The sequence below is a fragment of the Streptomyces sp. NPDC004126 genome, from assembly GCF_050275515.1.
Classification (GTDB): domain Bacteria; phylum Actinomycetota; class Actinomycetes; order Streptomycetales; family Streptomycetaceae; genus Streptomyces.
The window spans coordinates 13,342-33,695 of record NZ_JBNNPF010000006.1 but is presented as its reverse complement, the minus strand read 5'-3'; the positions used below and the strand labels follow the sequence as shown (position 1 = coordinate 33,695).

General features: G+C 71.9%; 19 protein-coding genes and 1 tRNA gene. 6 read left to right on the top strand and 14 right to left on the bottom strand.

Translation table 11 applies throughout. From position 1 onward, the window contains the following. Window positions 1-7: 7 nt before the first annotated feature. Window positions 8-1,153, bottom strand: coding sequence for a 4-hydroxyphenylpyruvate dioxygenase (gene hppD / locus ACQKM2_RS07825; RefSeq protein WP_427707441.1), 1,146 nt, complete (start codon window positions 1,151-1,153; stop codon window positions 8-10). 129 nt (window positions 1,154-1,282) lie between these two features. Here hppD and ACQKM2_RS07820 point away from each other — a divergent pair, with 129 nt between their 5' ends. The 4 genes from ACQKM2_RS07820 (at window position 1,283) to ACQKM2_RS07805 (ending at window position 4,029) form a co-directional block, all read left to right on the top strand. Next, the gene (locus ACQKM2_RS07820; protein ID WP_405980493.1) at window positions 1,283-1,753 is read left to right on the top strand and encodes an Lrp/AsnC family transcriptional regulator; all 471 of its coding nucleotides are present in this window, start codon (window positions 1,283-1,285) and stop codon (window positions 1,751-1,753) included. Between the two features lie 88 nt (window positions 1,754-1,841). Then, window positions 1,842-2,435 (top strand): ArsR/SmtB family transcription factor, encoded by a 594-nt coding sequence (locus ACQKM2_RS07815; protein ID WP_427707439.1) that lies wholly within the window; start codon window positions 1,842-1,844, stop codon window positions 2,433-2,435. Window positions 2,436-2,515: 80 nt separating this feature from the next. Continuing rightward, window positions 2,516-2,737, top strand: coding sequence for a hypothetical protein (locus ACQKM2_RS07810; protein WP_427707437.1), 222 nt, complete (start codon window positions 2,516-2,518; stop codon window positions 2,735-2,737). Next, window positions 2,734-4,029: an MFS transporter gene (locus tag ACQKM2_RS07805; protein WP_427707435.1), complete on the top strand. Its 1,296-nt coding sequence runs from the start codon at window positions 2,734-2,736 to the stop codon at window positions 4,027-4,029. The genes ACQKM2_RS07810 and ACQKM2_RS07805 overlap by 4 nt, the downstream gene beginning before the upstream one ends. On the opposite strand, the gene ACQKM2_RS07800 is transcribed toward ACQKM2_RS07805, so the two are convergent. Both ACQKM2_RS07800 and ACQKM2_RS07795 read right to left on the bottom strand, forming a co-directional pair. Next, the gene (locus ACQKM2_RS07800; RefSeq protein ID WP_427707433.1) at window positions 3,959-4,756 is read right to left on the bottom strand and encodes a S16 family serine protease; all 798 of its coding nucleotides are present in this window, start codon (window positions 4,754-4,756) and stop codon (window positions 3,959-3,961) included. The two genes, ACQKM2_RS07805 and ACQKM2_RS07800, sit on opposite strands and share 71 nt — an antisense overlap. A 55-nt stretch (window positions 4,757-4,811) precedes the next feature. Then, window positions 4,812-5,453 carry an IclR family transcriptional regulator gene (locus ACQKM2_RS07795; protein WP_007264382.1) on the bottom strand — a complete coding sequence of 214 codons (642 nt, stop codon included), beginning with the start codon at window positions 5,451-5,453 and terminating at the stop codon, window positions 4,812-4,814. Window positions 5,454-5,821: 368 nt separating this feature from the next. On the opposite strand from ACQKM2_RS07795, the gene ACQKM2_RS07790 reads away from it, so the two are divergent. After that, window positions 5,822-6,832: a hypothetical protein gene (locus ACQKM2_RS07790; RefSeq protein WP_427707431.1), complete on the top strand. Its 1,011-nt coding sequence runs from the start codon at window positions 5,822-5,824 to the stop codon at window positions 6,830-6,832. A gap of 72 nt (window positions 6,833-6,904) precedes the next feature. On the opposite strand, the gene ACQKM2_RS07785 is transcribed toward ACQKM2_RS07790, so the two are convergent. The 4 genes from ACQKM2_RS07785 to ACQKM2_RS07770 all read right to left on the bottom strand — a co-directional run bounded on the left by ACQKM2_RS07785 (window position 6,905) and on the right by ACQKM2_RS07770 (window position 11,005). Continuing rightward, the gene (locus tag ACQKM2_RS07785; protein ID WP_427707429.1) at window positions 6,905-8,692 is read right to left on the bottom strand and encodes a DEAD/DEAH box helicase; all 1,788 of its coding nucleotides are present in this window, start codon (window positions 8,690-8,692) and stop codon (window positions 6,905-6,907) included. 195 nt (window positions 8,693-8,887) lie between these two features. Continuing rightward, the gene (locus ACQKM2_RS07780) at window positions 8,888-9,283 is read right to left on the bottom strand and encodes a type II toxin-antitoxin system death-on-curing family toxin (RefSeq protein WP_427707427.1); all 396 of its coding nucleotides are present in this window, start codon (window positions 9,281-9,283) and stop codon (window positions 8,888-8,890) included. Then, window positions 9,280-9,486 carry a hypothetical protein gene (locus ACQKM2_RS07775; RefSeq protein WP_427707425.1) on the bottom strand — a complete coding sequence of 69 codons (207 nt, stop codon included), beginning with the start codon at window positions 9,484-9,486 and terminating at the stop codon, window positions 9,280-9,282. Before ACQKM2_RS07775 ends, ACQKM2_RS07780 begins: the two co-directional genes overlap by 4 nt. Before the next feature lie 61 nt (window positions 9,487-9,547). Then, window positions 9,548-11,005, bottom strand: coding sequence for an MFS transporter (locus tag ACQKM2_RS07770; RefSeq protein WP_427707423.1), 1,458 nt, complete (start codon window positions 11,003-11,005; stop codon window positions 9,548-9,550). A gap of 182 nt (window positions 11,006-11,187) precedes the next feature. Here ACQKM2_RS07770 and ACQKM2_RS07765 point away from each other — a divergent pair. Further along, a tRNA-Cys gene (locus tag ACQKM2_RS07765) sits at window positions 11,188-11,259 on the top strand. Here ACQKM2_RS07765 and ACQKM2_RS07760 read toward each other — a convergent pair. The 7 genes from ACQKM2_RS07760 to ACQKM2_RS07730 form a co-directional block, all read right to left on the bottom strand. Next, complete coding sequence (locus tag ACQKM2_RS07760; protein WP_427707421.1) at window positions 11,251-11,997, bottom strand: hypothetical protein; 747 nt, start codon at window positions 11,995-11,997, stop codon at window positions 11,251-11,253. The two genes, ACQKM2_RS07765 and ACQKM2_RS07760, sit on opposite strands and share 9 nt — an antisense overlap. Window positions 11,998-12,008: 11 nt before the next feature. Next, window positions 12,009-14,360: a hypothetical protein gene (locus tag ACQKM2_RS07755; RefSeq protein ID WP_427707420.1), complete on the bottom strand. Its 2,352-nt coding sequence runs from the start codon at window positions 14,358-14,360 to the stop codon at window positions 12,009-12,011. A gap of 19 nt (window positions 14,361-14,379) precedes the next feature. After that, window positions 14,380-14,790 (bottom strand): hypothetical protein, encoded by a 411-nt coding sequence (locus ACQKM2_RS07750; RefSeq protein WP_427707418.1) that lies wholly within the window; start codon window positions 14,788-14,790, stop codon window positions 14,380-14,382. A 35-nt stretch (window positions 14,791-14,825) separates the two neighbouring features. Continuing rightward, entirely contained in the window at window positions 14,826-15,893 is a 1,068-nt protein-coding gene (gene mycP, locus ACQKM2_RS07745; RefSeq protein ID WP_427707416.1) for a type VII secretion-associated serine protease mycosin, read from the bottom strand. Window positions 15,894-16,025: 132 nt separating this feature from the next. Next, window positions 16,026-17,420 carry a WXG100 family type VII secretion target gene (locus ACQKM2_RS07740; RefSeq protein WP_427707413.1) on the bottom strand — a complete coding sequence of 465 codons (1,395 nt, stop codon included), beginning with the start codon at window positions 17,418-17,420 and terminating at the stop codon, window positions 16,026-16,028. After that, window positions 17,420-17,941, bottom strand: a complete 522-nt coding sequence (locus tag ACQKM2_RS07735; protein ID WP_427707411.1) for a DUF2563 family protein — start codon at window positions 17,939-17,941, stop codon at window positions 17,420-17,422. Before ACQKM2_RS07735 ends, ACQKM2_RS07740 begins: the two co-directional genes overlap by 1 nt. A gap of 78 nt (window positions 17,942-18,019) precedes the next feature. After that, window positions 18,020-20,335 (bottom strand): xanthine dehydrogenase family protein molybdopterin-binding subunit, encoded by a 2,316-nt coding sequence (locus tag ACQKM2_RS07730; RefSeq protein ID WP_427707755.1) that lies wholly within the window; start codon window positions 20,333-20,335, stop codon window positions 18,020-18,022. Between the last annotated feature and the right edge of the window lie 19 nt (window positions 20,336-20,354).

The window sequence follows — 20,354 nt, the reverse complement described above, 5'->3', positions numbered from 1 at the left end:
GCGCGGCCTACAGGTTGCCGCGCTTCTCCTGCTCCCGCTCGATCGCCTCGAACAGCGCCTTGAAGTTGCCCTTGCCGAAGCCCATCGACCCGTGCCGCTCGATGATCTCGAAGAACACCGTCGGACGGTCCTGCACCGGCTTGGTGAAGATCTGCAGCAGGTAGCCGTCCTCGTCCCGGTCCGCGAGGATCTTCAGCTCGCGCAGCTCGTCGATCGGCACGCGGGTGTCGCCGACCCACTCGCCGAGCGTGTCGTAGTACGCGTCCGGCACGGACAGGAACTCCACGCCCGCCGCGCGCATCGTGCGCACCGTGGAGACGATGTCGTTCGAGGCCAGCGCGATGTGCTGGACGCCGGGGCCGTTGTAGAACTCCAGGTACTCGTCGATCTGCGACTTCTTCTTCGCGATCGCCGGCTCGTTGATCGGGAACTTCACCTTCTTGGTGCCGTCCGCGACGACCTTCGACATCAGCGCCGAGTACTCGGTGGCGATGTCGTCGCCCACGAACTCCTTCATGTTCGTGAAGCCCATGACCTTGTTGTAGAACGCGACCCACTCGTTCATGCGGCCCAGCTCGACGTTGCCGACGCAGTGGTCGATCGCCTGGAAGGTCCGCTTGGCCGGCGGGGCGACCATCGGCTCGACGGCCGTGTAGCCGGGCAGGTAGGGGCCGGTGTAGTCGACGCGCTCGACCAGGGTGTGGCGGGTCTGCCCGTAGGTGGCGATGGCGGCGAGCACGACGGTGCCGTTCTCGTCCTTGACCTCGTACGGCTCGTCCAGGCCGCGCGCGCCCTGCTCGACGGCGTACGCGTAGGCGGCGCGGACGTCCGGGACCTCGATGGCGAGGTCGATGACGCCGTCGCCGTGCTCGGCGACGTGCTCGGCGAGGAAGCGGCCGTGGTCGGTGGTCGGCTTGATGACCGAGGTCAGGACGAACCGCGCGCCGCCGTTGGTCAGGACGTAGCTGGCGGTCTCGCGGCTGCCGTTCTCCGGTCCGGAGTAGGCCACGAGCTTCATGCCGAAGGCGGTGGAGTAGTAGTGCGCGGCCTGCTTGGCGTTGCCGACGGCGAAGACGACCGCGTCCATCCCCTTCACCGGGAAGGGGTCTGCCTCACGCGCGGTCTGCGGGGTGGTGTCCAGGGTCTCAGTCATGAGCGCAGATTCCCGCTCTTCCACAAGCTGCGCAATAGTTTCCATTTCTGCTGTACAGAATGCCCAGTCGAGCCGGAGGATGACTGAGAGATCTGTGCAGTATGACCAGCCGATCGAGGGAAGGTTTCCATGGGCATCGACGAACTCGACGGCCGCCTCATCGTCCTGCTGGCGCGCGAGCCCCGCATCGGCGTACTGGAGGCCTCCCGCCGGCTGGGCGTGGCGCGCGGCACGGTGCAGGCACGGCTGGACCGGCTCCAGTCGAACGGGGTGATCCGCGGGTTCGGCCCGCAGGTCGACCCGACGGCGCTCGGGTATCCGGTGACGGCGTTCGCCACGCTGGAGATCAAGCAGGGGCAGGGGGCGGACGTACGGGCGCACCTGGCGGGCGTCCCGGAGGTACTGGAGCTGCACACGACGACCGGGCACGGGGACATGCTGTGCCGGCTGGTGGCGCGGTCGAATGCCGACCTCCAGCGGGTGATCGACCGGGTGGTGGGCTTCGAGGGGATCGTGCGGGCGTCGACGGCGATCGTCATGGAGAACCCGGTCCCGCTGCGGATCATCCCGCTGGTGGAGCAGGCGGCGGCGGACGGCTGAGCCGCCCGCGGGCTGCCTCCCCCGCTTCCAAAGAAAAGGTTGCAAAGAAACCCTTGCATAGAACTCTTTGCAACCTTACGGTTGAGCCATGCCCGAGAAGAACGCCGAAAGCCCGCAGCAGCCCCCGGTCCGGGAGCTCGACGCCCGCTCCCTGCGCGGCCTCGCCCACCCCTTGCGCATCCGCATGCTCGCCGCCCTGCGCCGCGACGGACCCGCCACCGCGTCCCAACTGGGCGAGCGGCTCGGCGAGTCCAGCGGCTCGACCAGCTACCACCTGCGCCAGCTCGCGGCGCACGGCTTCGTCGAGGACGCACCCGGGCACGGCAAGGGCCGCGAGCGCTGGTGGAAGGCCACCCACGACGGGACGGCCTTCGACGAGTCGCTGATGTTCGACGACGACCCGGAGACCCGCAGCGCCGGCAGCACGTTCCTCCGCGAGATCGCGGCGATCCACTCCCAGGAGATCGGCACCTGGCTCGGCGAAGCCCACAACTGGCCCAAGGAGTGGCGGACTTCGTCGGACCTCAGCGACTTCACGCTGCGCCTGACGCCCACCCAGAGCCACGAGCTGATCCACAGGATCCACGAGCTCGTCAACAGCTACCGCGACCTGCCGCAGGCCGAAGGCGCCGAGACGGTCCGCTTCCACACGCACACCTTCCCGCGCCGCGGCAACGCCTGACCTCCCGCCCGCGCCCTCAGCCCCGCCTTCGGCCCCACCCTCGGCCCCACCCCACGCGTTCACCCAGAAGGAGTCCTGCCGTGCACACCTTCCCGCACGCCCTGATACACGCCGACCGCACCGCCGAACTCACCGCCGAGGCCGCCGCCTGGCGCCTCGCCCGGGAGGCCGCCCCCGCCGGCTCCCCGGCCCTGCCCGCCCTGCGCAACCGGCTGGGCGAGACCCTGGTGGCCGCCGGCACCCGCCTGCTCCAGCCGGCCCCCGCCCACGCCCATGCCCGCGTCAGGCAGCACGCCGCATGAGCCGTCGGCCCTTCGCGGCGGTCCTGGCCGCCAACACCATCTCCATCGCCGGCAGTTCACTGACCCTGATCGGCGTCCCGTGGTTCGTCCTCCAGACCACGGGAAGCGCCGGCCGCGCCGGCGTCGTCGCCTTCTGCGCCACCCTCCCGATCGTCGTGGCCGCTCTGGTCGGCGGCCCGGTCATCGACCGGATCGGCCGCCGCCGGGTCTCCGCGGCCTCCGACGTGATCTGCGCCGTGTCGGTCGGGGCGATCCCCCTCCTCCACTACGCGGGGCTCCTCGACTTCTGGATGCTGTGCGCGCTGATGGCCGTCAGCGGCCTCGTGCACACCCCGGGCCTGACCGCCCGCTACGTGCTGCTGCCCAGCCTCGCCGAACACGCCGGCACCACCGTCGCCCGCGCGGCGAGCCTCTACGACGCCGTCTCGCGCGGAGCCCGGATGATCGGGGCCGCGGTGGCGGGCGTACTGATCTCGCTCGTCGGGGCCGAGACCGTACTCCTCATGGACGCGGCCACCTTCGCCGCCTCCGCCCTCCTGATCTCCGCGTTCCTGCGCGGGGTCCCCGCCGCCGAGCCCCAACGCACCGCCGAGAAGCCCTCGTTCGCCGCGTACCGCACCGAACTAGCCGAGGGCTGGCGGTTCCTGACCCACTCACGTCTCCTGCTGGGCATCACCCTCATGGTGATGGTGACCAACGGCCTCGACCAGGGCTGGTCCTCCGTGCTCCTGCCGGTCCACGGCCGCGAGGACCTCGGCGGCGCCGCCACCCTCGGCCTGATGGTCTCGCTCTTCGGCGGCTTCGCCCTGCTCGGGGCCCTGCTCTACGGGGCCTGGGGCGAGCGCTTCCCCCGCCGGGCCGTCTTCGCGGGCGCCTTCCTGCTCTCGGGGGCCACCCGCTACGTCGTCGCCGCCGTCACCGACACCCCGCTGCCCCTCGCGGTGACCATGGCCCTGGCCGGCCTGGGCGCGGGCGTGCTGAACCCGATCCTGACCACCGTCATCTCCGGGCTGGTCCCGGAGGACATGCGCAGCCGGGTCTCCAGCGTGAGCATGGCGGGCGGCGAGCTGGCGATGCCGATGGGCGGTCTCGCGGCGGGCTTCCTGGTCGACGGCTTGGGCGTGACCACGGCCCTGCTGGCCTTCGCCGCCGTCTACGTCCTGGCGACGCTGACCCCGCTGGTCTTCCCGTCCTGGCGCGGCCTCGACGAGAAGCCCTCCGTCAGCAGGACGGAACGTCCTCGTTCCGGTTCAGCGCCCGCAGCGAGTTCACCGCGTCCGTCAGCGAAGTGACGGGGATCAGCCGCAGGCCCTCGGGGAGGTCGGACGTGGCGTCCGAGCACTCCGCCTTCGGCACGAGGAACACGGTCGCCCCGTCGCGCCGCGCGGCCTGCGTCTTCAGGCCCACGCCGCCGACCGCGCCGACCGTGCCGTCGGCGCTGATGGTGCCCGTTCCGGCGATGCTGCGGCCGCCGGTGAGTTCGCCGCCGCTGCCGTCACCGTCAAGCTTGTCGACGATGCCCAGGGTGAAGAGGAGTCCGGCGCTCGGGCCGCCGACGTCGGCGAGGTTGAGCTGGACCTTGATGTCCTTGGGGTCCTTCTTGAGGTAGCCGAGGGCGGCGGCCGCGGCGGCCGACTGCGACTGGGCCATTTCCTCCAGGTTGTGCTCCTCGATCTGCTTGTCGCTTCCGCCCGAGGGATACACCGACTCCCGGGGCATGACGGCCTGGTCGGTCTTGAACCAGTGGCGGATCAGCTCGGGCAGCTTCATCGTCGAGGAGGGGCCGGTGGCCCGGATGGTGGTCATCCGGAGCTGGCCCTTGGTGTCCCGCACCGGGGCGCCGGTGACGGTGATCACCGGCTTGCCCTGGTCGGAGCCCAGTACGTCGGCCGTGGGGCCCGGCACTGCCACCACGAAGGGCAGCGGTGCGAGGGCCGCGACGGCGAACAGCCCGAGGACGGGCGCGGCGCAGACGGCCAGGGCGGCGGGACGCGGCAGACGTGTGAGGCGTGAGAGCACCCGGCCAATCTACCGACCCGGGCCGCCCGGCCCGCGCCGCCCGCGTCCGCGCCGGTCAGCGCAGGGCGTCGGCGACCTCCCGGGCCGCGTCGACCACGCGGGGCCCGACCCGCTCCGGGACGGCGTCGGCCAGCATCACGACGCCGACGCTGCCCTCCAGTCCGGTGATGCCGACGAGCGGTGCGGCGGCGCCGCTGGCGCCCGCCTCCAGCTCGCCGTGGGTCAGGGTGTAGCCGGGCTCGATGAGCGATCCCTGACGGGCGGCCAGGATGGCCCGGCCGGCCGCGCCGCGGTCCAGCGGGTGGCGGAAGCCGGCCCGGTAGGCGACGTGGTAGTCGGTCCAGGTGGGCTCCACGACGGCCACGGCGAGGGCCTCGGTGCCGTCGACGAGGGTCAGGTGCGCGGTGGCCCCTATGTCCTCGGCGAGGGAGCGCAGGGCGGGCAGGGCCGCCTCGCGCACGAGCGGGTGGACCTGCCGGCCCAGCCGCAGCACGCCGAGCCCGACGCGGGCCCGGCCGCCGAGGTCACGGCGGACCAGGGCGTGCTGCTCCAGCGTGGCGAGCAGGCGGTAGACGACGGTGCGGTTGACACCGAGGCGGTTGGAGAGCTCGGTGACGGTCAGACCGTGGTCGGTGTCGGCGAGCAGCTTGAGGACTCTGAGCCCTCGGTCGAGAGTCTGGGAGGTTTCCGCGGTCACGACGCCTCTCCCTCTGTAATCGGTGGGCGGCGGTGACTCTCGCGGGGTGCAGCGCTGCCGGTCCCTCGGCGACGCACGGAGAGGCCGCCGGTGGCGGCCAAGGCACCGGCTGCGCTCCCGCGGCGGCGCTGCCACGGGGCGTTCGATGCGGGGACAGTAGCGAGCGAGTCCGCTGAGCGAAAGGCCTCGTCCAGAATCCGGGCGCCTACTGCCGGTTTAAGCCGTTTTCTGAACGGGACTGTATCGATTCGTAATGACCCCGGACCGAAAATCGGTTTACACGGGGATTACTCTGATCGTGTTCAAAAAGATGTTGGGGGGGCGGGGCGCAACATGCCTCGGACACATACAAGGGGAGAGAAGCAACAGTGAAGCTGAAGCGCATGGCCGTCGTGGCCGCTGCCGCTGTCGTTGGTCCGACGGTCCTCATGGCCACGCCCGCCATGGCGGACGAGGCCCAGACCCCGGCCGTCACGACGCCGGACGCCGCGCCGAAGGAAGACGCCGCGCCCGCCGCCGAGACTCCGGCGAAGGACGCGAAGCCGGCCGCCGAGACCCCGGCCAAGGAGGCCCCGGCTCCGGCCCCGGCCCCGGCCAAGCCCGCGCCGCAGAAGCCGGCCCCGGCCCCCGCGCCGCAGGTCGAGGACGAGGACGAGGACCTGGTCGCCACCGGTCCGGTCCTCGGCATCAACGGTGTCCCGAGCGCCTTCAAGGCGGGCGGCGACTGGACCAACCTGACCTACACGGTCGACAACTCCAAGGGCAAGGCGCAGGAGAGCTACGTGCTCGTCCTGGCCGTCGCCGACGAGGCCGGCTCGCTGGACTCCTCCACCGTCAAGGTGCAGGTCTTCTACCAGGGTGCCTGGCACGACGTCGACGTCATCGGTGAGGGCGGCGCCGCCGTCGCGCTGCTGACCGACGACATCGAGATCCCGGCGAAGAAGCTCAGCCTCCAGGTCCGCGTGAAGTTCACCACGGGCGCCCCGGCCGGCCAGATCGCCGTCGTCGCCGCCGGCGGCAGCAACGTGGACGAGGACGTCTTCTCCGACACGGCCGTCGTCGAGTCGAAGATCGTCAAGGGCTCCACCGGCGGTGGCAACACCGGCGGCAACACGGGTGGCCACAACAACGGTGGCAACACCGGCGGCAACACCGGTGGCAACAACACCAAGCCGAACGGCGGCGGCACCACCACGCCGATCGTCGACACCAACACCGGCTCCGGCAACACCGGCGGCAGCACCAACACCGGCGGCGAGCTCGCCGAGACCGGTGCCGACGCCGCCACCAGCTGGGCGCTCGGCGCCGGCGGTGTCGCGCTCGCCATGGGTGCGGCCCTGGTCGCCGGCACCGGCCGTCGTCGCCGCCCGACCGCCTAAGCGGTAGGCCCCACGAGAACGGGGTCCGTGCGCACCCGCGCACGGACCCCGTTTCCCGTTCTCAGGGACGGCTCACCGCATCCGGGTGGCCCACTCCTGCACCTTCTTGATCCGCTCCTTCAGCTGCCCCGCCGTCGCCTCCGCGCTCGGCGGCCCGCCGCACACCCGGCGCAGCTCCGTGTGGATCACCCCGTGCGGCTTCCCGCTCTGGTGGACGTACGCGCCCACCATCGTGTTCAGCGACTTCCGCAGCTCCAGCAGCTCCTTGTGCGAGACCACCGGCCGCCGCTCGGCCGGCAGCTCCAGCAGGTCCGACTCCGCGTCCGGCTTGCGGCGGCTGTGCGCGATCTGCCGGGACTGCCGCTTCTGCAGCAGCAGCTGCACCTGGTCCGGCTCCAGCAGACCCGGGATGCCGAGGTAGTCCTGCTCCTCCTCGCTGCCCGGGTGCGCCTGCATGCCGAACTCGGCGCCGTCGTACAGCACCCGGTCGAAGACCGCGTCGGATTCGAGGGCCTCGAAGGACATCTGCTCGTCCTCGCCGGTGTCCTCGTCCTCCTGCCGGTTCGCCTCCTCCATCTCCTTCTCGGACTCGGCGTACGGGTCCTCGTCCTCGCCCGCCTTCTTCGGCCGGTCCAGGACGTGGTCGCGCTCGACCTCCATCTCGTTCGCGAAGCCGAGGAGGTAGGGGATCGTCGGAAGGAACACGGACGCCGTCTCGCCGCGCCTGCGCGATCGCACGAAGCGGCCGACGGCCTGCGCGAAGAACAGCGGCGTCGAGATCGTCGTCGCGTACACGCCCACCGCGAGGCGCGGCACGTCGACGCCCTCGGACACCATGCGGACCGCGACCATCCAGCGGTCGTCGTTCGCGCTGAACGTGTCGATGTTCTTCGACGCGCCGGTGTCGTCGGAGAGCACGACGGTCGGCTTGGTCCCGGTGATCTCCCGGATCAGCTTGGCGTACGCGCGCGCCGCGTCCTGATCGGCGGCGATGACGAGCCCGCCGGCGTCCGGGATGCCCTTCCTGACCTCCGTCAGGCGCTGGTCGGCGGCGCGCAGCACGTTCGGCATCCAGTCGCCGCGCGGGTCCAGGGCCGTGCGCCAGGCCTGCGAGATCGCGTCCTTGGTCATCGGCTCGCCGAGGCGGGCCTCGATCTCGTCGCCGGCCTTGGTGCGCCAGCGCATGTTGCCGCTGTAGGACAGGAAGATCACGGGCCGGACGACGCCGTCGCCGAGGGCGTTGCCGTAGCCGTACGTGTAGTCGGCGGAGGACCGCCGGATCCCGTCGTTCCCCTCCTCGTACGTGACGAAGGGGATCGGGTTGGTGTCGGACCGGAAGGGCGTACCGGTCAGGGCCAGGCGCCGGGTCGCCGGGTCGAAGGCCTCCAGGCAGGCCTCGCCCCAGGACTTCGAGTCGCCGGCGTGGTGGATCTCGTCGAGGATCACCAGCGTCTTGCGCTGCTCGCAGCGGTTGCGGTGCAGCATCGGGCGCACGCCGACGCCCGCGTACGTGACGGCGACGCCGTGGTAGTCCTTGCTGAGCGGCCCGGCCGAATACTCGGGATCGAGCCGGATGCCTATCCGGGCGGCGGCTTCCGCCCACTGCTTCTTCAGGTGCTCGGTCGGCGCGACCACGGTCACCTGCTGGACCACGTGGTGGTGCAGCAGCCAGGAGGCGAGGGTGAGCGCGAAGGTGGTCTTGCCTGCGCCGGGGGTGGCGACCGCGAGGAAGTCCCGCGGCTGGGTCTGGACGTACTTGTCGAGCGCACCCTGCTGCCAGGCTCGCAGCTTGCTGGCGGTACCCCAGGGGGCACGGCCGGGGAAGGCGGGTGAGAGGTGGTGGGAGGCGGTAGTAGTCACGGTCTCCGGTTCGTTGCTCTCGGCGGTCGTGGCAGTCGTGGCCGTCCCCGCCGACGTGGTGGTCGTACGTAGGACAACCGGGCCACCTTACCGGCGCGGGCCCGCCCCTCGCGGAGGGACAGGCCCGTGACCTCGGCGGGTGCGGCGAGCGTCACACACGACGTCCGGCGTCCCCCACCCTCCGCCGCGCACGCGTCACAGCGAGCTCAACCGCCCGGCGATCAAGGCGAGATCGGCCTCCCGCCCGGCCGCGACGTCGATGACCAGGGCGTACGCGGCCTCCTGATCGGCGTCGGCGAGGTCCACCCCGTTCACGGCGAGGAAGGCCGCCGCGGCGAGCCAGGCCGTGCGCTTGTTCCCGTCGACGAGGGGGTGGTTCACGGCGATGCCGTGCAGCAGCGCGGCGGCCTGCTCGTAGAGGTCCTCGTAGGCCGGGGTCCCGAACATGCGCGCCCGGGGCCGGTGCACCGCCGACTCCAGCAGCCCGGGGGCGCGCAGCTCCACGGGCTGGTCCCGGGCCAGGCAGGCGAGCCGGGCGAGGTCCAGGACCTCGGCGAGCGTGAGGTGCCGGACCGGGGCGGCGGCGCTCACTGCCCGAGCCGCTTCAGCAGCCCGGCGTGCCGCTCCGCCAGCCGGGCGCCCTCCGCCCCGACCCGCTCGCGCTCCCGGCGCAGGTGGGACCGTACGGCCTCCAGGGCCAGCGCCTCGGGGGTCGAGCCGGTGGCATCGGCGAGGTCGGCCAGCTCGGCGCGCTCGGCGTCGGACAGCGGGAGGATCAGCTCGTGCGTGTTCACGTGCGGAGCGTAACGACCTCGCGGGACGGCCTCACCCCATTTCCCGGGGCGGGCCCGCCCCTCAGGCCGCGGCCTTCTCCGGCACCGGGTCCAGCCGGGTCGCCACCCACGCCCCCACCAGGGCCACGCAGGCCATCGGCAGGAACACGACGAGGAACGCCGCGGGGTGCGAAGCGCTCTCCGAGGCGGCGGCGGCATGCCCCGCGCCCACCGCCCCGCCGCCCAGCGCGGCGAACGCGGCGCCCCCCGCCGCCAGCAGCACCACGTTCGCCAGGGCGTCCGAGATCTGCAGCGCGGCGGAGTTCGCGCCCGCCTCCTCCGGCGCGGACAGCTTCAGCAGCAGCACGCTCGTCGAGCCGATCACCAGCCCCATCCCGAGCGAGCCCACCGCCCAGGCCAGCGCCAGCGTCCACACCGGCACCGCCTCGACCAGCACCGCCGGGGCCGCCGCGATGGCCACCGCCACCATCACCATCCCGGCCACCATCAGCCGCTCCCGGTAGGGCGCCGTCCGGCCCTGCGACTGCACCCACGAGCCCAGCGCCCACGTCACCCCGCCCAGCGCCAGCGAGAAGCCCGCCCACGTCGGGCTCAGACCGCGCTGGGTGACCAGCATCAGCGGCACGAAGCTCTCCGCCCCGATGAACGCCCCCGCCGCCACCCCGCGCAGCAGCACCACCGACGGCAGCCCACGCCGCGCCCGGTACGTGCCGCGCGGCAGCAGCCCCAGCACCGCCGGCACCAGCAGGGCCGCGCCCGCGACGCCGGGCAGCAGCGACAGCCACCGCAGGTCCTGGGCGGCGTACTGGAGCAGCCCGGAGCCCAGCGAGATCCCGAGCGCCAGCCGGATCCGCCGCCGGTCGAACGCGCCGGGCGAGGCCGGGTCCACCGGCCCGGACGCGGTGCGCCGGATCGCGGGCAGGGCCACCATCAGCGGTACGACGACCAGCGCCGGGATCCCGAGGAACACCCACCGCCAGCCCAGGTGCTCGGTGACCGTCCCCGCCGCCAGCGGCCCGACGATCGACGGCACCACCCAGCTCGCGGCGAAGGCCGCCATGATCGCGGGCCGCAGCCGCTCCTCGTAGGCCCGGCTGACCACCACGTACAGGGCGACGATCACCAGCCCGCCCCCGAACCCCTGCACCGCCCGCCCGAGGACGAACACCCCCATCAGCTGCGCGGTCCCGGAACACACCAGCCCGGCGGCGAAGGCCCCGATCCCCACCGTCAGCGGCCGCAGCGGCCCCTGCCGGTCGGCCCACTGCCCGGACAGCACCATGGCGAACAGGCTGGTGGTGAAGTACGCGGAGAACCCGAAGGCGTAGAGCCCGATCCCGTCCAGCTCCCGCGCCGCGACGGGCATCGCCGTCCCGACGGCGGTGGCCTCGAAGGCGATCAGGAAGACCACGGAGATGATCCCGGCGCTGAGCGTCCGGTACGCCGGCCCGAGAATGCCGCCCTGCGGCGGCGGGGCGGCGACGGCGGTCTCGGATATCCCGGGTTCAAGGGCGCTCATCGCCCCAGAGTAAGTTTCACGGGCCACTTTCGCCCCTGTCATTTCGACCGATCCCGCCTCGGCCGCACGACCTAGGTCCGCGAGCCCGTGTGAACGCGGCATGGCAGTCACATTGCAGCCCCCGCGCCACCCTTCCCCGCCGGCACGGCCCCCCGTACGTTCGTACTCGTCACCACACACCCAGCCGTGTGCCCGAGTGGTTGAGGGACTCGCCTGCAAAGCGGGTTACGCCGGTTCGATTCCGGTCACGGCTTCCGAGAACCGAAGGCCGTCCGAGGCAGAGAGCCCCGGACGGCCTTCGGCGCGCTCCCCTCCTGGGCCTGCCCGGCAGCCGGCAGCTGCTCGGCGCGGGCCGGGAGCCCGCCGTCGTCCGCGCACCGGAGCTCCTTGGCCACGGCGAGGGCGGCGGAGTGGGTGAGGGCCAGGTGATCCGGCCGGAGAACGGCTGCACCCTCGCTCTCGTCCCGCCGCTCGTGGAAGAAGACCGCGATTTCGAGGGGAGCGTCCCGCGTGGACCCCGCACGGGGGCTGACGCACTCGTAGGAGAGGTAGACCCGCTTCCTCAACCCGGTGGACACCGACACACCGGGTTCCCTCTCCTCCCGGAACTCGTCGAGCTTGCTGTCGGCGGTGAAGCGCACCCTCAACGAGGGAATGCGCCCGCCCTGCGCCACCCCCCGGACCTCACACTCCGCCTGGGGCATCCAGCGGATCTCCCGGCCGGACCTGTACGCGTCCTCCATCACCCTGGCGACCTCGCGAACATCCGGGTTCCCCTCCCCGTCCCGGGGCTCGAACGTCGTCGACTGCAGCACCCGCTCCAGCGCCTTCCCGCCCTCGCCCGGGAAGAGCCCGGCACAGACCTGACCGGTGGAGAGCCTCGGCGGCTCCCGTACCTGCGCCGCCGTCTCGCGCTCGCTCCCGGGCGACCCCGCGAACTCCATGGCGCACACGACCAGCCCGACGGCCAGGAAGGCCAGAGGTGCGTCCATGCGCCCCAGGCTCATGTGGCTTCCTCCATCTGCGCTTCGTGGCCCTGCTGCTGCGCGAGGGAGTTCCCGGACATGTAGCCGACCCGCACCGACTCGACGAGGTCGTTGCCGAAGCCGCCGTTGGGATCGATGCCGTGGCGCTCCACGAACTGCCTCATGGGTGCCTCGGCGCTGTGCTCACCCGCCTGGAACATCGCCTTGTTGGAGGCGTGCGTCTGGCCGTCGACCTCGTCCTTGTGCTTCTCCTTGGTCTCCTCGGACCACTCCCCGATGACGCTCGAGGCGGCCTGCTCCACGGCGCCGCTGCCGGTGTCCACGGCCAGCGGGACGACGACCGCCGCCGCACCGGCCGCGGCGGCCGTGGCCGGCAGGAAGGCGACACCGGCGGCGATCGCGGCGGTGGTACCGAACTCCACCCAGTGCGAGCTCCGCTCGTGCGCCTTCTCGTACGCCGCGTGCTCCTTCTCGCCGACTGCCCGGACCTGCTCGGCACGGGACTCGTCGAGGATGCCCTGGACCTCGGCCCCGACACGGACCACCGTCCGGGCCCGGCCCTCGTCGATCGCGCCGTCGTGCACCGCCCGGCTCTCCAGAACGCTCGCGGCATGAACACGTTCGGCAGCGGACACCGTGGCATAGGAGTCAGGGTGCTGCCCCAGCGCGGCAAGCAGGTCACGGGCCTGGTTGCGCCCCAACTTCACGTGCGCCTGCCCGCCGTCGGCCCCCGGGGCGAAGACGCTCCTGCCCTCGTTGCCGTCCAGCGCCTGGTTGACGTCGTCGATGTATCCGGCGGTCATGCGGCCCAGGCTGTCCTCGAGGACCTCCTGGCGCTTGAGCAGCCCGGCGTCGCCTCCGTACGCCAGCACGACGTCCTTCATGACCCGCGCTCCGGCCTCGGTCCGGTTCAGTCCGGGCGCGGGGTCGTCCCATGCGTGGCCGAGGGTGGCCGCCTCCAGGGCGTGGCCGAGGGCGTCGGGCACGTACGCGCGGGCCTTCATCAGGTCGTCCGGGCGGGTGCCCTCCGTGTCGATGGTGGAGCGGTACCCCTTGTCGGCGAAGAAGTCGAGGTAGCTCTCGACGCGCTTGCCCGTCGCGTCCCTGCCCAGGTCGGGGGCCCCGGACTTCACCGTGCCGTCGAGGTTGTAGGCGTGGGGCCCGCGGTCGGGGTCGAAGAACTGCGCCGACGCCTCCGGGCTGTGCCCCAGGGCCTCCAGGAAGCTGACCACCGGGTCGTAGCCCGCGCCGTTGAGCCCGGAGGGGTTCAGCAGGTTCCGGCCGGTGCCGCCGCCCAGCTGGCGGCCCCGGTTGAAGAAGTCCGGGTCCTTGGCGTGGATCTGCGTCGCGTGTTCGGCGATCGGGAGCAGGAACTTGGGGTCGTAGTTCCCGTAGCGCATGATCCCGCCGAGCAGCTGGTACCCGAACGGCGGGTTCTGCTCGTACCGCCCCAGGGGGATCTGCTGGGTGCCGAGCCTGCGCAGCTCCTGGGCGTAGCCGTCGGGCAGGTGCGGCTCGGTCGTGGAGCGGGTGGCGGTGGCCAGGTTGAGGCCGAGGTTCTTCTGGAGCTCCCGGACGTCCGCGAGGCGCTGCTCGTCGAGCCTGCCGTAGGGGTGGGTGTCGGTCGACATCTGCCCGAAGAACTGGAGCGCGCCCTTGGGGCCGAGGTTCCCGTAGAAGCCGGTCGCGAACTCCGGCTTCGTGGCATTGTCGGCCAGCAACTCGTTCAGCTCGCCCAGCTCGGCGTGCGAGAGGTCGCGGCCCTTGCGGGCGAGGTCGGTCGCACGGCCCGCCTGCTCGGCGGTGAGGCCGGCGTACCTGGGGGCGGTGAAGTCGTGGTCGTCGGCGACGTTGGCGCCGAGGAGCCGGGCGAGGGAGCGGTCCACGTCGTCACAGGCGTCGACGGCCGCGTCCACCTTCGCCTGCCAGCGGGGGCGGTTGACGCGGAGGGACTCCTGGTAGTCGGGGTCGTGGCGGGCCGCGTTCCGGTCGGCGTCGGTGGCCAGGGGTAACGCCTCGACCTTCCCCTTCCCGTCCACCCGGAAGCCCGCTGCGGGCGCCTCCTCCTCGGCGATCTTCCTCAGCCGGTCGCGGGAGGACTTGAAGGTGTCGTGGCCCTGGGCGAGGGCCTGGTGGACGCCCTTGGCCTCTTTGGCGGCGTCCTCGAACTGCTTGGCCGTCCTGCCGACGAACGGCCGCGCCACGCCTGCGGTGACCCCGCTCCATTCGGCCTTGTCGGCCTTGGCTTTCATGCCGTTGCGGGCGGCCTCGGCCAGCTCCTCCAGCTTGGCGGCCATGGCCTGCCAGTCGCGGACGGCGGTGGCGAGCTTGTCGATCGGGGCGTTCAGCACGTTCTCGTACGTCACCACGGCGCTGACTGCTCCCCCACTACTTGAGGTAGGCGTCGAGCTTGGAGGTGGTGAACTCCGCGTAGAGGCGCTGCTCGTCCCTGCGGTGGGAGGAGAGCGAGTAGTTCAGCCCGTTGGAGATCTGCGCGCAGGCGGCGACGAGGGTCTTGACCTGGGATTCCCAGCGGGTGTTCGCCCTGGCGAGCGCGGCCCCGCTGCCGAAGCCCTCGCGCGACAGCGCACCGGCGGCCTCGGCGGAGGCGGTTGCGGCGTGCCGGCCGTCGGCCTGGAGGCGGGAGTGCAGCTTGTACGCCTCGCTGCCGATGGCGCCGATGTGGTCCTGGTTAAGGGCGAGGTCGGCGGTGCCGCCGGTGGTGGCCTGGTTGAGGCGGGCCGAGATGTTGGCCGCGGCGGTGGCGCGCGCCGCGGACCACTCCTCGTCGAAGGACATCCCGTGTGCTCCCCACTCCGTACTCCGTGTCCGCGTCAGGACCTCGCCCGCCGTACGACGACGGCGGCGACGGCCCCGCCGATGAGGACACAGGCCCCCAGCCCGAGGGCGATCCAGGGCAGGCCCCCGCTGCCGTCGCCCTTGTCTACCGCAGAGCCGGCCCGGGGCGGGGCGCTCGGGGTGATCTTTCCCCCGGTCGAGGGAACGGGAGGGGCCGGCGTTGCCGTTGCCGCTGCGGCGAGATCGGGCAACGGGTACACGTCCGCCGGGCCGGGGTCGCCGGGGGTGGGGAGGGCGATGCGGGGCCGGACGACGCCGTAGCCGATGTAGTCGTTGCGCTCGACGCCGTCGACGGGCTTGCCGGCGGTGTTGAGGAGGACGCGGAGGATCTGGTTGTTGGTCCAGGTGGGGTGAGCGGACCAGAGAAGGGCCGCGGAGGCCGAGGTTAGGGCGGTGGCGTCGCTTGTGCCGTGGCTGGTGCAGAGGCCGGTATTGCCGCTGCATCCGCTGATGATGTCGACGCCTGGCGCAGACATATCTACGGAAGCGTTGTGCGTTGACTCCTTGGCTGCAGCACCATCGCGATCAACAGCCGCGACACCCACCACGCCAGGAATACCCGCCGGATAATTGATGTGGCTGTCACCGTCGTTCCCCGAGGCAGCGAAGATCAACTTCCCCTTGCTGAGGGCGTAGGTCACAGCGCTTCTCAGGCCATCACTATCGCTCCACCCCAAGGACACGTTCAGGATTTTGGCATCGGAATCCGCTGCATAGCGGATGGCGTCAGCCAGCGACGTATTCGTGGAGATGCCGTTGCCATCCAGGTCAACGCGGAGAGATTGGATCTTCGCGTCCGGTGCCAGCCCAAACGCGCTCTCCACCCCGTCCGGGCCCTTTCCGCTCCCTGCGATAATCGCTGCCATAGAGGTGCCGTGATTCCTGTAGTCGACTCGCTCGTCGCCTTGAACAGCCTCTGACGCAAAGTCCCTGCCTGGGACGACCCGACCCTCCAGTTCGGGGATCCGAGCAATGCCTGTGTCAATCACCGCAACAGTGATCCCCTTGCCTGTGCTGATCCTCCAGAGGTCCTCAGCCTTCATTGCATCTAGGTGCCACTGCTTGGACCGCACAGTCTCCGCATGAGCGGGAGTCGCGGTGACCCACAACAGCAGCAAACCCACCAGGGCCGAGGTTGCCTCCCGCATGCGCATCCTGTGCAAAGTCCGTTTCACTCAGTCGATGACCGGCGGGACAACACGACGGTTGGCCTGCCAGGTCTCTTCGTCCTCGGCCAGATAGTCGGGGCGCTCGCCCCCCTGGTCTCCGCGCCTCCTGCCCGGAGATTGGGAGGTGACGGCTCCATGGCCCACTGGCCCCACAGCCGACCCCCGCACCAAACCCGAACCACCCTGGGTGAAGGGCTGGCCACCAGCTGCGGCCTGCCGGCCACCGACAACACCACCATGCTCCATGGTCAGTCGTCGGCCAGCCGCCGGACCCCCTGGATTGCCATGTGGGCTCCCGAAGCCGCCACCCATCATGCCGGGCATCCCCCGGGGGACACCCGCATGTGGACCTTCCACACCGATGACCGTCCCGCGCGGAATACCCGCGCTGGGGCCACCAGTGGAAATCGGCCTGCCACCCACGATCCCGCTGTCACGTGGTGGCTGAACCGGGATGCCGCCAACCTTTCCTCCGATGCCAACAGGAGGCCGCGTGGCTGGCAACCCACCGGTCGGCGGAAGCGTTAGAGGCGGGATCGGCCCAACCGGAGGGCTCCAACCCGGTCCATTCGATCCGGGACCGACAGGCAGTCCAGGGCTCGGCGGCACAGCCTTGTCCGGGAGTGTTGCGACATGGTCAAGGCTCACGTCCACGTTGCGGTCCGGAACGACTGGCGGCAACCCTGGTGTCGGGCCTGTCATCGAAGGAAGCGCCTTGTCAGGCGAAGGCTGACGCGCCGCTGGCCAGCTGGGTTCAGGCGCCGAAGAGCCCGGAGCTGTCGAAACATAAGCGGAACCGCCTGTGCCGGAACCTGCAGAAGCGCCACCGCCACGTCCGAAGTCGCTAATCCCGTTATACGGCTCGTTCGGCTCAATACTCCCCGGCGGCGGCGGGAACGTGGGCGGTTGCGCCCAGTTCATCTGCGTCGTCGACGCCTCGTACGACTGCGCCAGCTTCGTCAGCTGCTGCACCGCCTGCTGGTGGTCGCCGGTCAGCTTCGAGTGGGCGGTCTGGCCGAGCTTCTGTGCGTCCGGGTCGTTGTGGTACTTGCGGGCCGCTTCCAGGCTCTCGGCCGCCGCCGCGTCGTACTTCGGGGTGTTGGCCTTGACCTCCACCATCGTCTGGGCGGCGCTTTCCATCCACATGCCGGCCGCTGAACTGAACTTGCCCAGCGTCAGCGTGGCGCTGCCCGTGCGGCTCACCCAGTCCTGGAAGGCGTGTGCTGCCTCGCCCTCCCAGCCCTTGACCTGGTGTCGCTTGAGGCTGTCGCCGATCTCGTTCAGAGCCTTCGCCGCGTCCGCCAGCTGCGTCGCCCGCGCCTTGACCGTCTCCGGGTTGACGGACGCGATCATCGCCAGCAGCTGCTCGTGCGAGTAGCCCTCGAAGTTCGTCGTCGCCATCAGATCGTGCCCTTCGACGTGCTCGGGTTCGGGGCTGGAGTCGAGGCCGGGGCGTGCTTCTGGGCTTCGCGTTCCTGCTGGACCAGGGGGTCGCGGTCCGGGACGTAGGCTTCCTTCGACTGCTTGATCAGCGCCCGCATGCGGGCCTGCGTCTCCGCGTCGACGTTGCCGTAGCCCTTGCCCGCCGTCAGGATGGCGATGCCCAGTGCCTCGATCTGGCCCGCCAGGCCCGCCGACAGCTTCTGCAGTTCGCCGTGGACCGTCGTGTACGCCTTGAACAGGGCGTCCGCCTCGGCGAAGCCCGTGCCCAGGGTGCCTGCCGGCAGGGTGCCGTGGGCCAGTTTGCCGGCGTCCGCCTCCGAGCCGTCGAGGGTCTTCAGCAGTGCGTCGACCCGGTTCTTGTAGTCGGTCAGCGAGTCGTACTCGACCTCCAGGGCCTTCGCCTGGGCCATCAGACCGGCCGCGACGCCGCCGGCGACGTTCACCCCCAGCAGCCCCGGACCCGCGTTGTCCACCGCCACGATGCCTCCCCCGCTCCCCGTCCCCGTTCGCACCCGCTCACGCCACTCTAACGAGCGGCGCCGACAGGCCCCAAGCGGCTAGGAGTTGGGCACCGCCGGCACCGGCGCCGCGACCGCCGCCGATGGCCGGATCGGGATCCTGTTCACCGGCCGGCCCGTCGCCGCGCGGACCGCCGAGGCCACCGCCGCCGGGGTGGTCACCACCGGGACCGCGCTCGCCGCCTTCGCGCCGAACGGGGCCACCACGTCCCGCTCCTCCACCAGCCGGACGATCCGCACCGCCGGGGCGTCCAGGGACGTCGGCAGGGCGTAGCCCGTCAGGTCGGGGTGGCGGACCAGGCCGGCGACCGAGCGGAGGTTCTCCGTCAGGGCCGCGCCGACGCCCTGGGTGACACCCGCTTCGATCCGGGCCTCCAGCTGGCGGGGGTTGAGGACGCGGCCGACGTCCTGGGCGACGGCCAGTTCCACGACCCGGACCGAGCCGAGCTCGATGTCCACGTCGACGACCGCGCGGATCGCGCAGAAGGCGAGGCCGACGAAGGCGTCGCCCTGGCCGTCCGAGTCCAGCGGCTCCGTGGGGTGGGGGCGGCACTGGGCCGTCGCCCAGAGCTCCTTGCCCTCTATGGCCTCCGCGACCGTCATCGAGAAGGCCCCGTCGTACGACGTGATCCGGCCGTCCTGGATCTGGAGGAGCTCGGTGGACATGCCGAGCTTGTGGGCCATGGGCTGGAGGAGCTGCGTACGGACCATCTTCGCGGCCCGCTCCACCGCCCCGCCCGACACCCAGGTGTGGCGGCCGTGGGCGGAGGGACCCGCCGGCGGCTGGTCGGTGTCGACGGGGGCGCAGGTCACCTCGTCGATGCCGAGGACCTCCTGGACGATCTGGCGGGCGAGGGTGGCGAAGCCCTGCCCGGTGTCCACGGCCGCGCAGATGACGGTGGCGGCGCCGCCGACCACCTTCACCGTGGCGGTGGACACCTCGTCGGCGCCCTCGGCGCCGAGCATGTGGACCATGCCCACGCCGTAGCCGACGCCGCGCCGCACCGCGCTGGGTTCGCCCGCGCCCTCGGGGCCGCCGGGCAGCAGCCACTCCTCCTCGGGGGTGTCCTTGGGGAGGGAGGGGAGGGGGAAGTCGCGGACGGAGCGCAGGAGTTCGGCGACGGGGGCCGGGCAGGTGACGGTCTGGCCGGTGGGGAGCAGGTCACCGGTGGCCAGGACGTTGCGCAGGCGCAGCTCCGCGCCGTCGATGCCGAGGGCGGCGGCGAGCTTGTCCATCTGGCCCTCGTACGCGGCGCAGACCTGCATGGCGCCCTCGCCGCGGACGTGGCCGGAGGGCGGGTTGTTCGTACGGACCGCCCAGCCCTCGACGAAGGCGTGCGGGACGACGTACGGGCCGCAGGCGAAGGCCACGGCCGCCGCGAGGGACTCGGCGGAGGCGTCGGCGTAGGCGCCGGCGTCCATCAGGATCTGGGCCTCGACCTTGACCAGCCGGCCCTCGGCGTCCGCGTGGTGGCGGTAGCGCAGCAGGGTCGGGTGGCGGTGGGCGTGGCCGAGGAAGGACTCCTCGCGGGTGGCGGCCAGCTTCACCGGGCAGCCGGTGCGCAGGGCCAGCAGGCCGAGCGGGAGCTGGAAGGCGGCGTCCTCGCGGTCGGCGGTTGCGCCGGGCACGCCGGTGACGACGACGCGGACGCGGTCCGGCTCCAGGCCGAAGCAGGCGGCGGCGAGGTCGCGGTCGGTGTGCGGGTCGGTGGAGGCGGTGTAGATCTCCACGCCGCCGTCGGGCCGGGGCACGGCGAGGCCGGCCTCGGCGCCGATGGGCGCGGGGTCCTGGCGGCCGATGCGGTAGAGGCCCTCGACGACGACCTCGCCGGTGGCCTCCGGGTCGCCGTAGCGCAGCGGGATGTGCCGGATCAGGTTGCCGTCCGGGTGCAGCGGGGCCGCGCCGAAGGACTGCTCGGGGTCGGTGACGGCGTCGAGGAGCTCGTACTCGACGATGATCGCGGCGGCGGCGAGGCGTGCCGTGTCGGGGTGGTCGGCGGCGACGGCGGCGATGGGCTCGCCGTGGTGGCGTACGACGTCGTGGGCGAAGACCGGCCGGTCGGCGATGCGCCGGCCGTGGGTGGCCGCGCCGGGGACGTCGGCGTGGGTGATGACGGCGCGCACGCCGGGCATCTCGGCGGCGGCCGAGGTGTCGATGGAGCGGATGCGGGCGTGGGCGTGCGGGGAGCGCAGCACGGCGGCCCACAGCAGGCCCTCGGCCCACAGGTCGGCGGCGTAGGGGAAGGTGCCCTCGGCCTTGGCTCGGGAGTCCGCGGAGGGGACGGAGACGCCGATGCCGCGCAGGGGGCGCGGCTGTTCGGTGTCGCCGTCGGCGCCGAGGCTGACCGTCGCCATGGTGGTGGTCGTGGTGGTG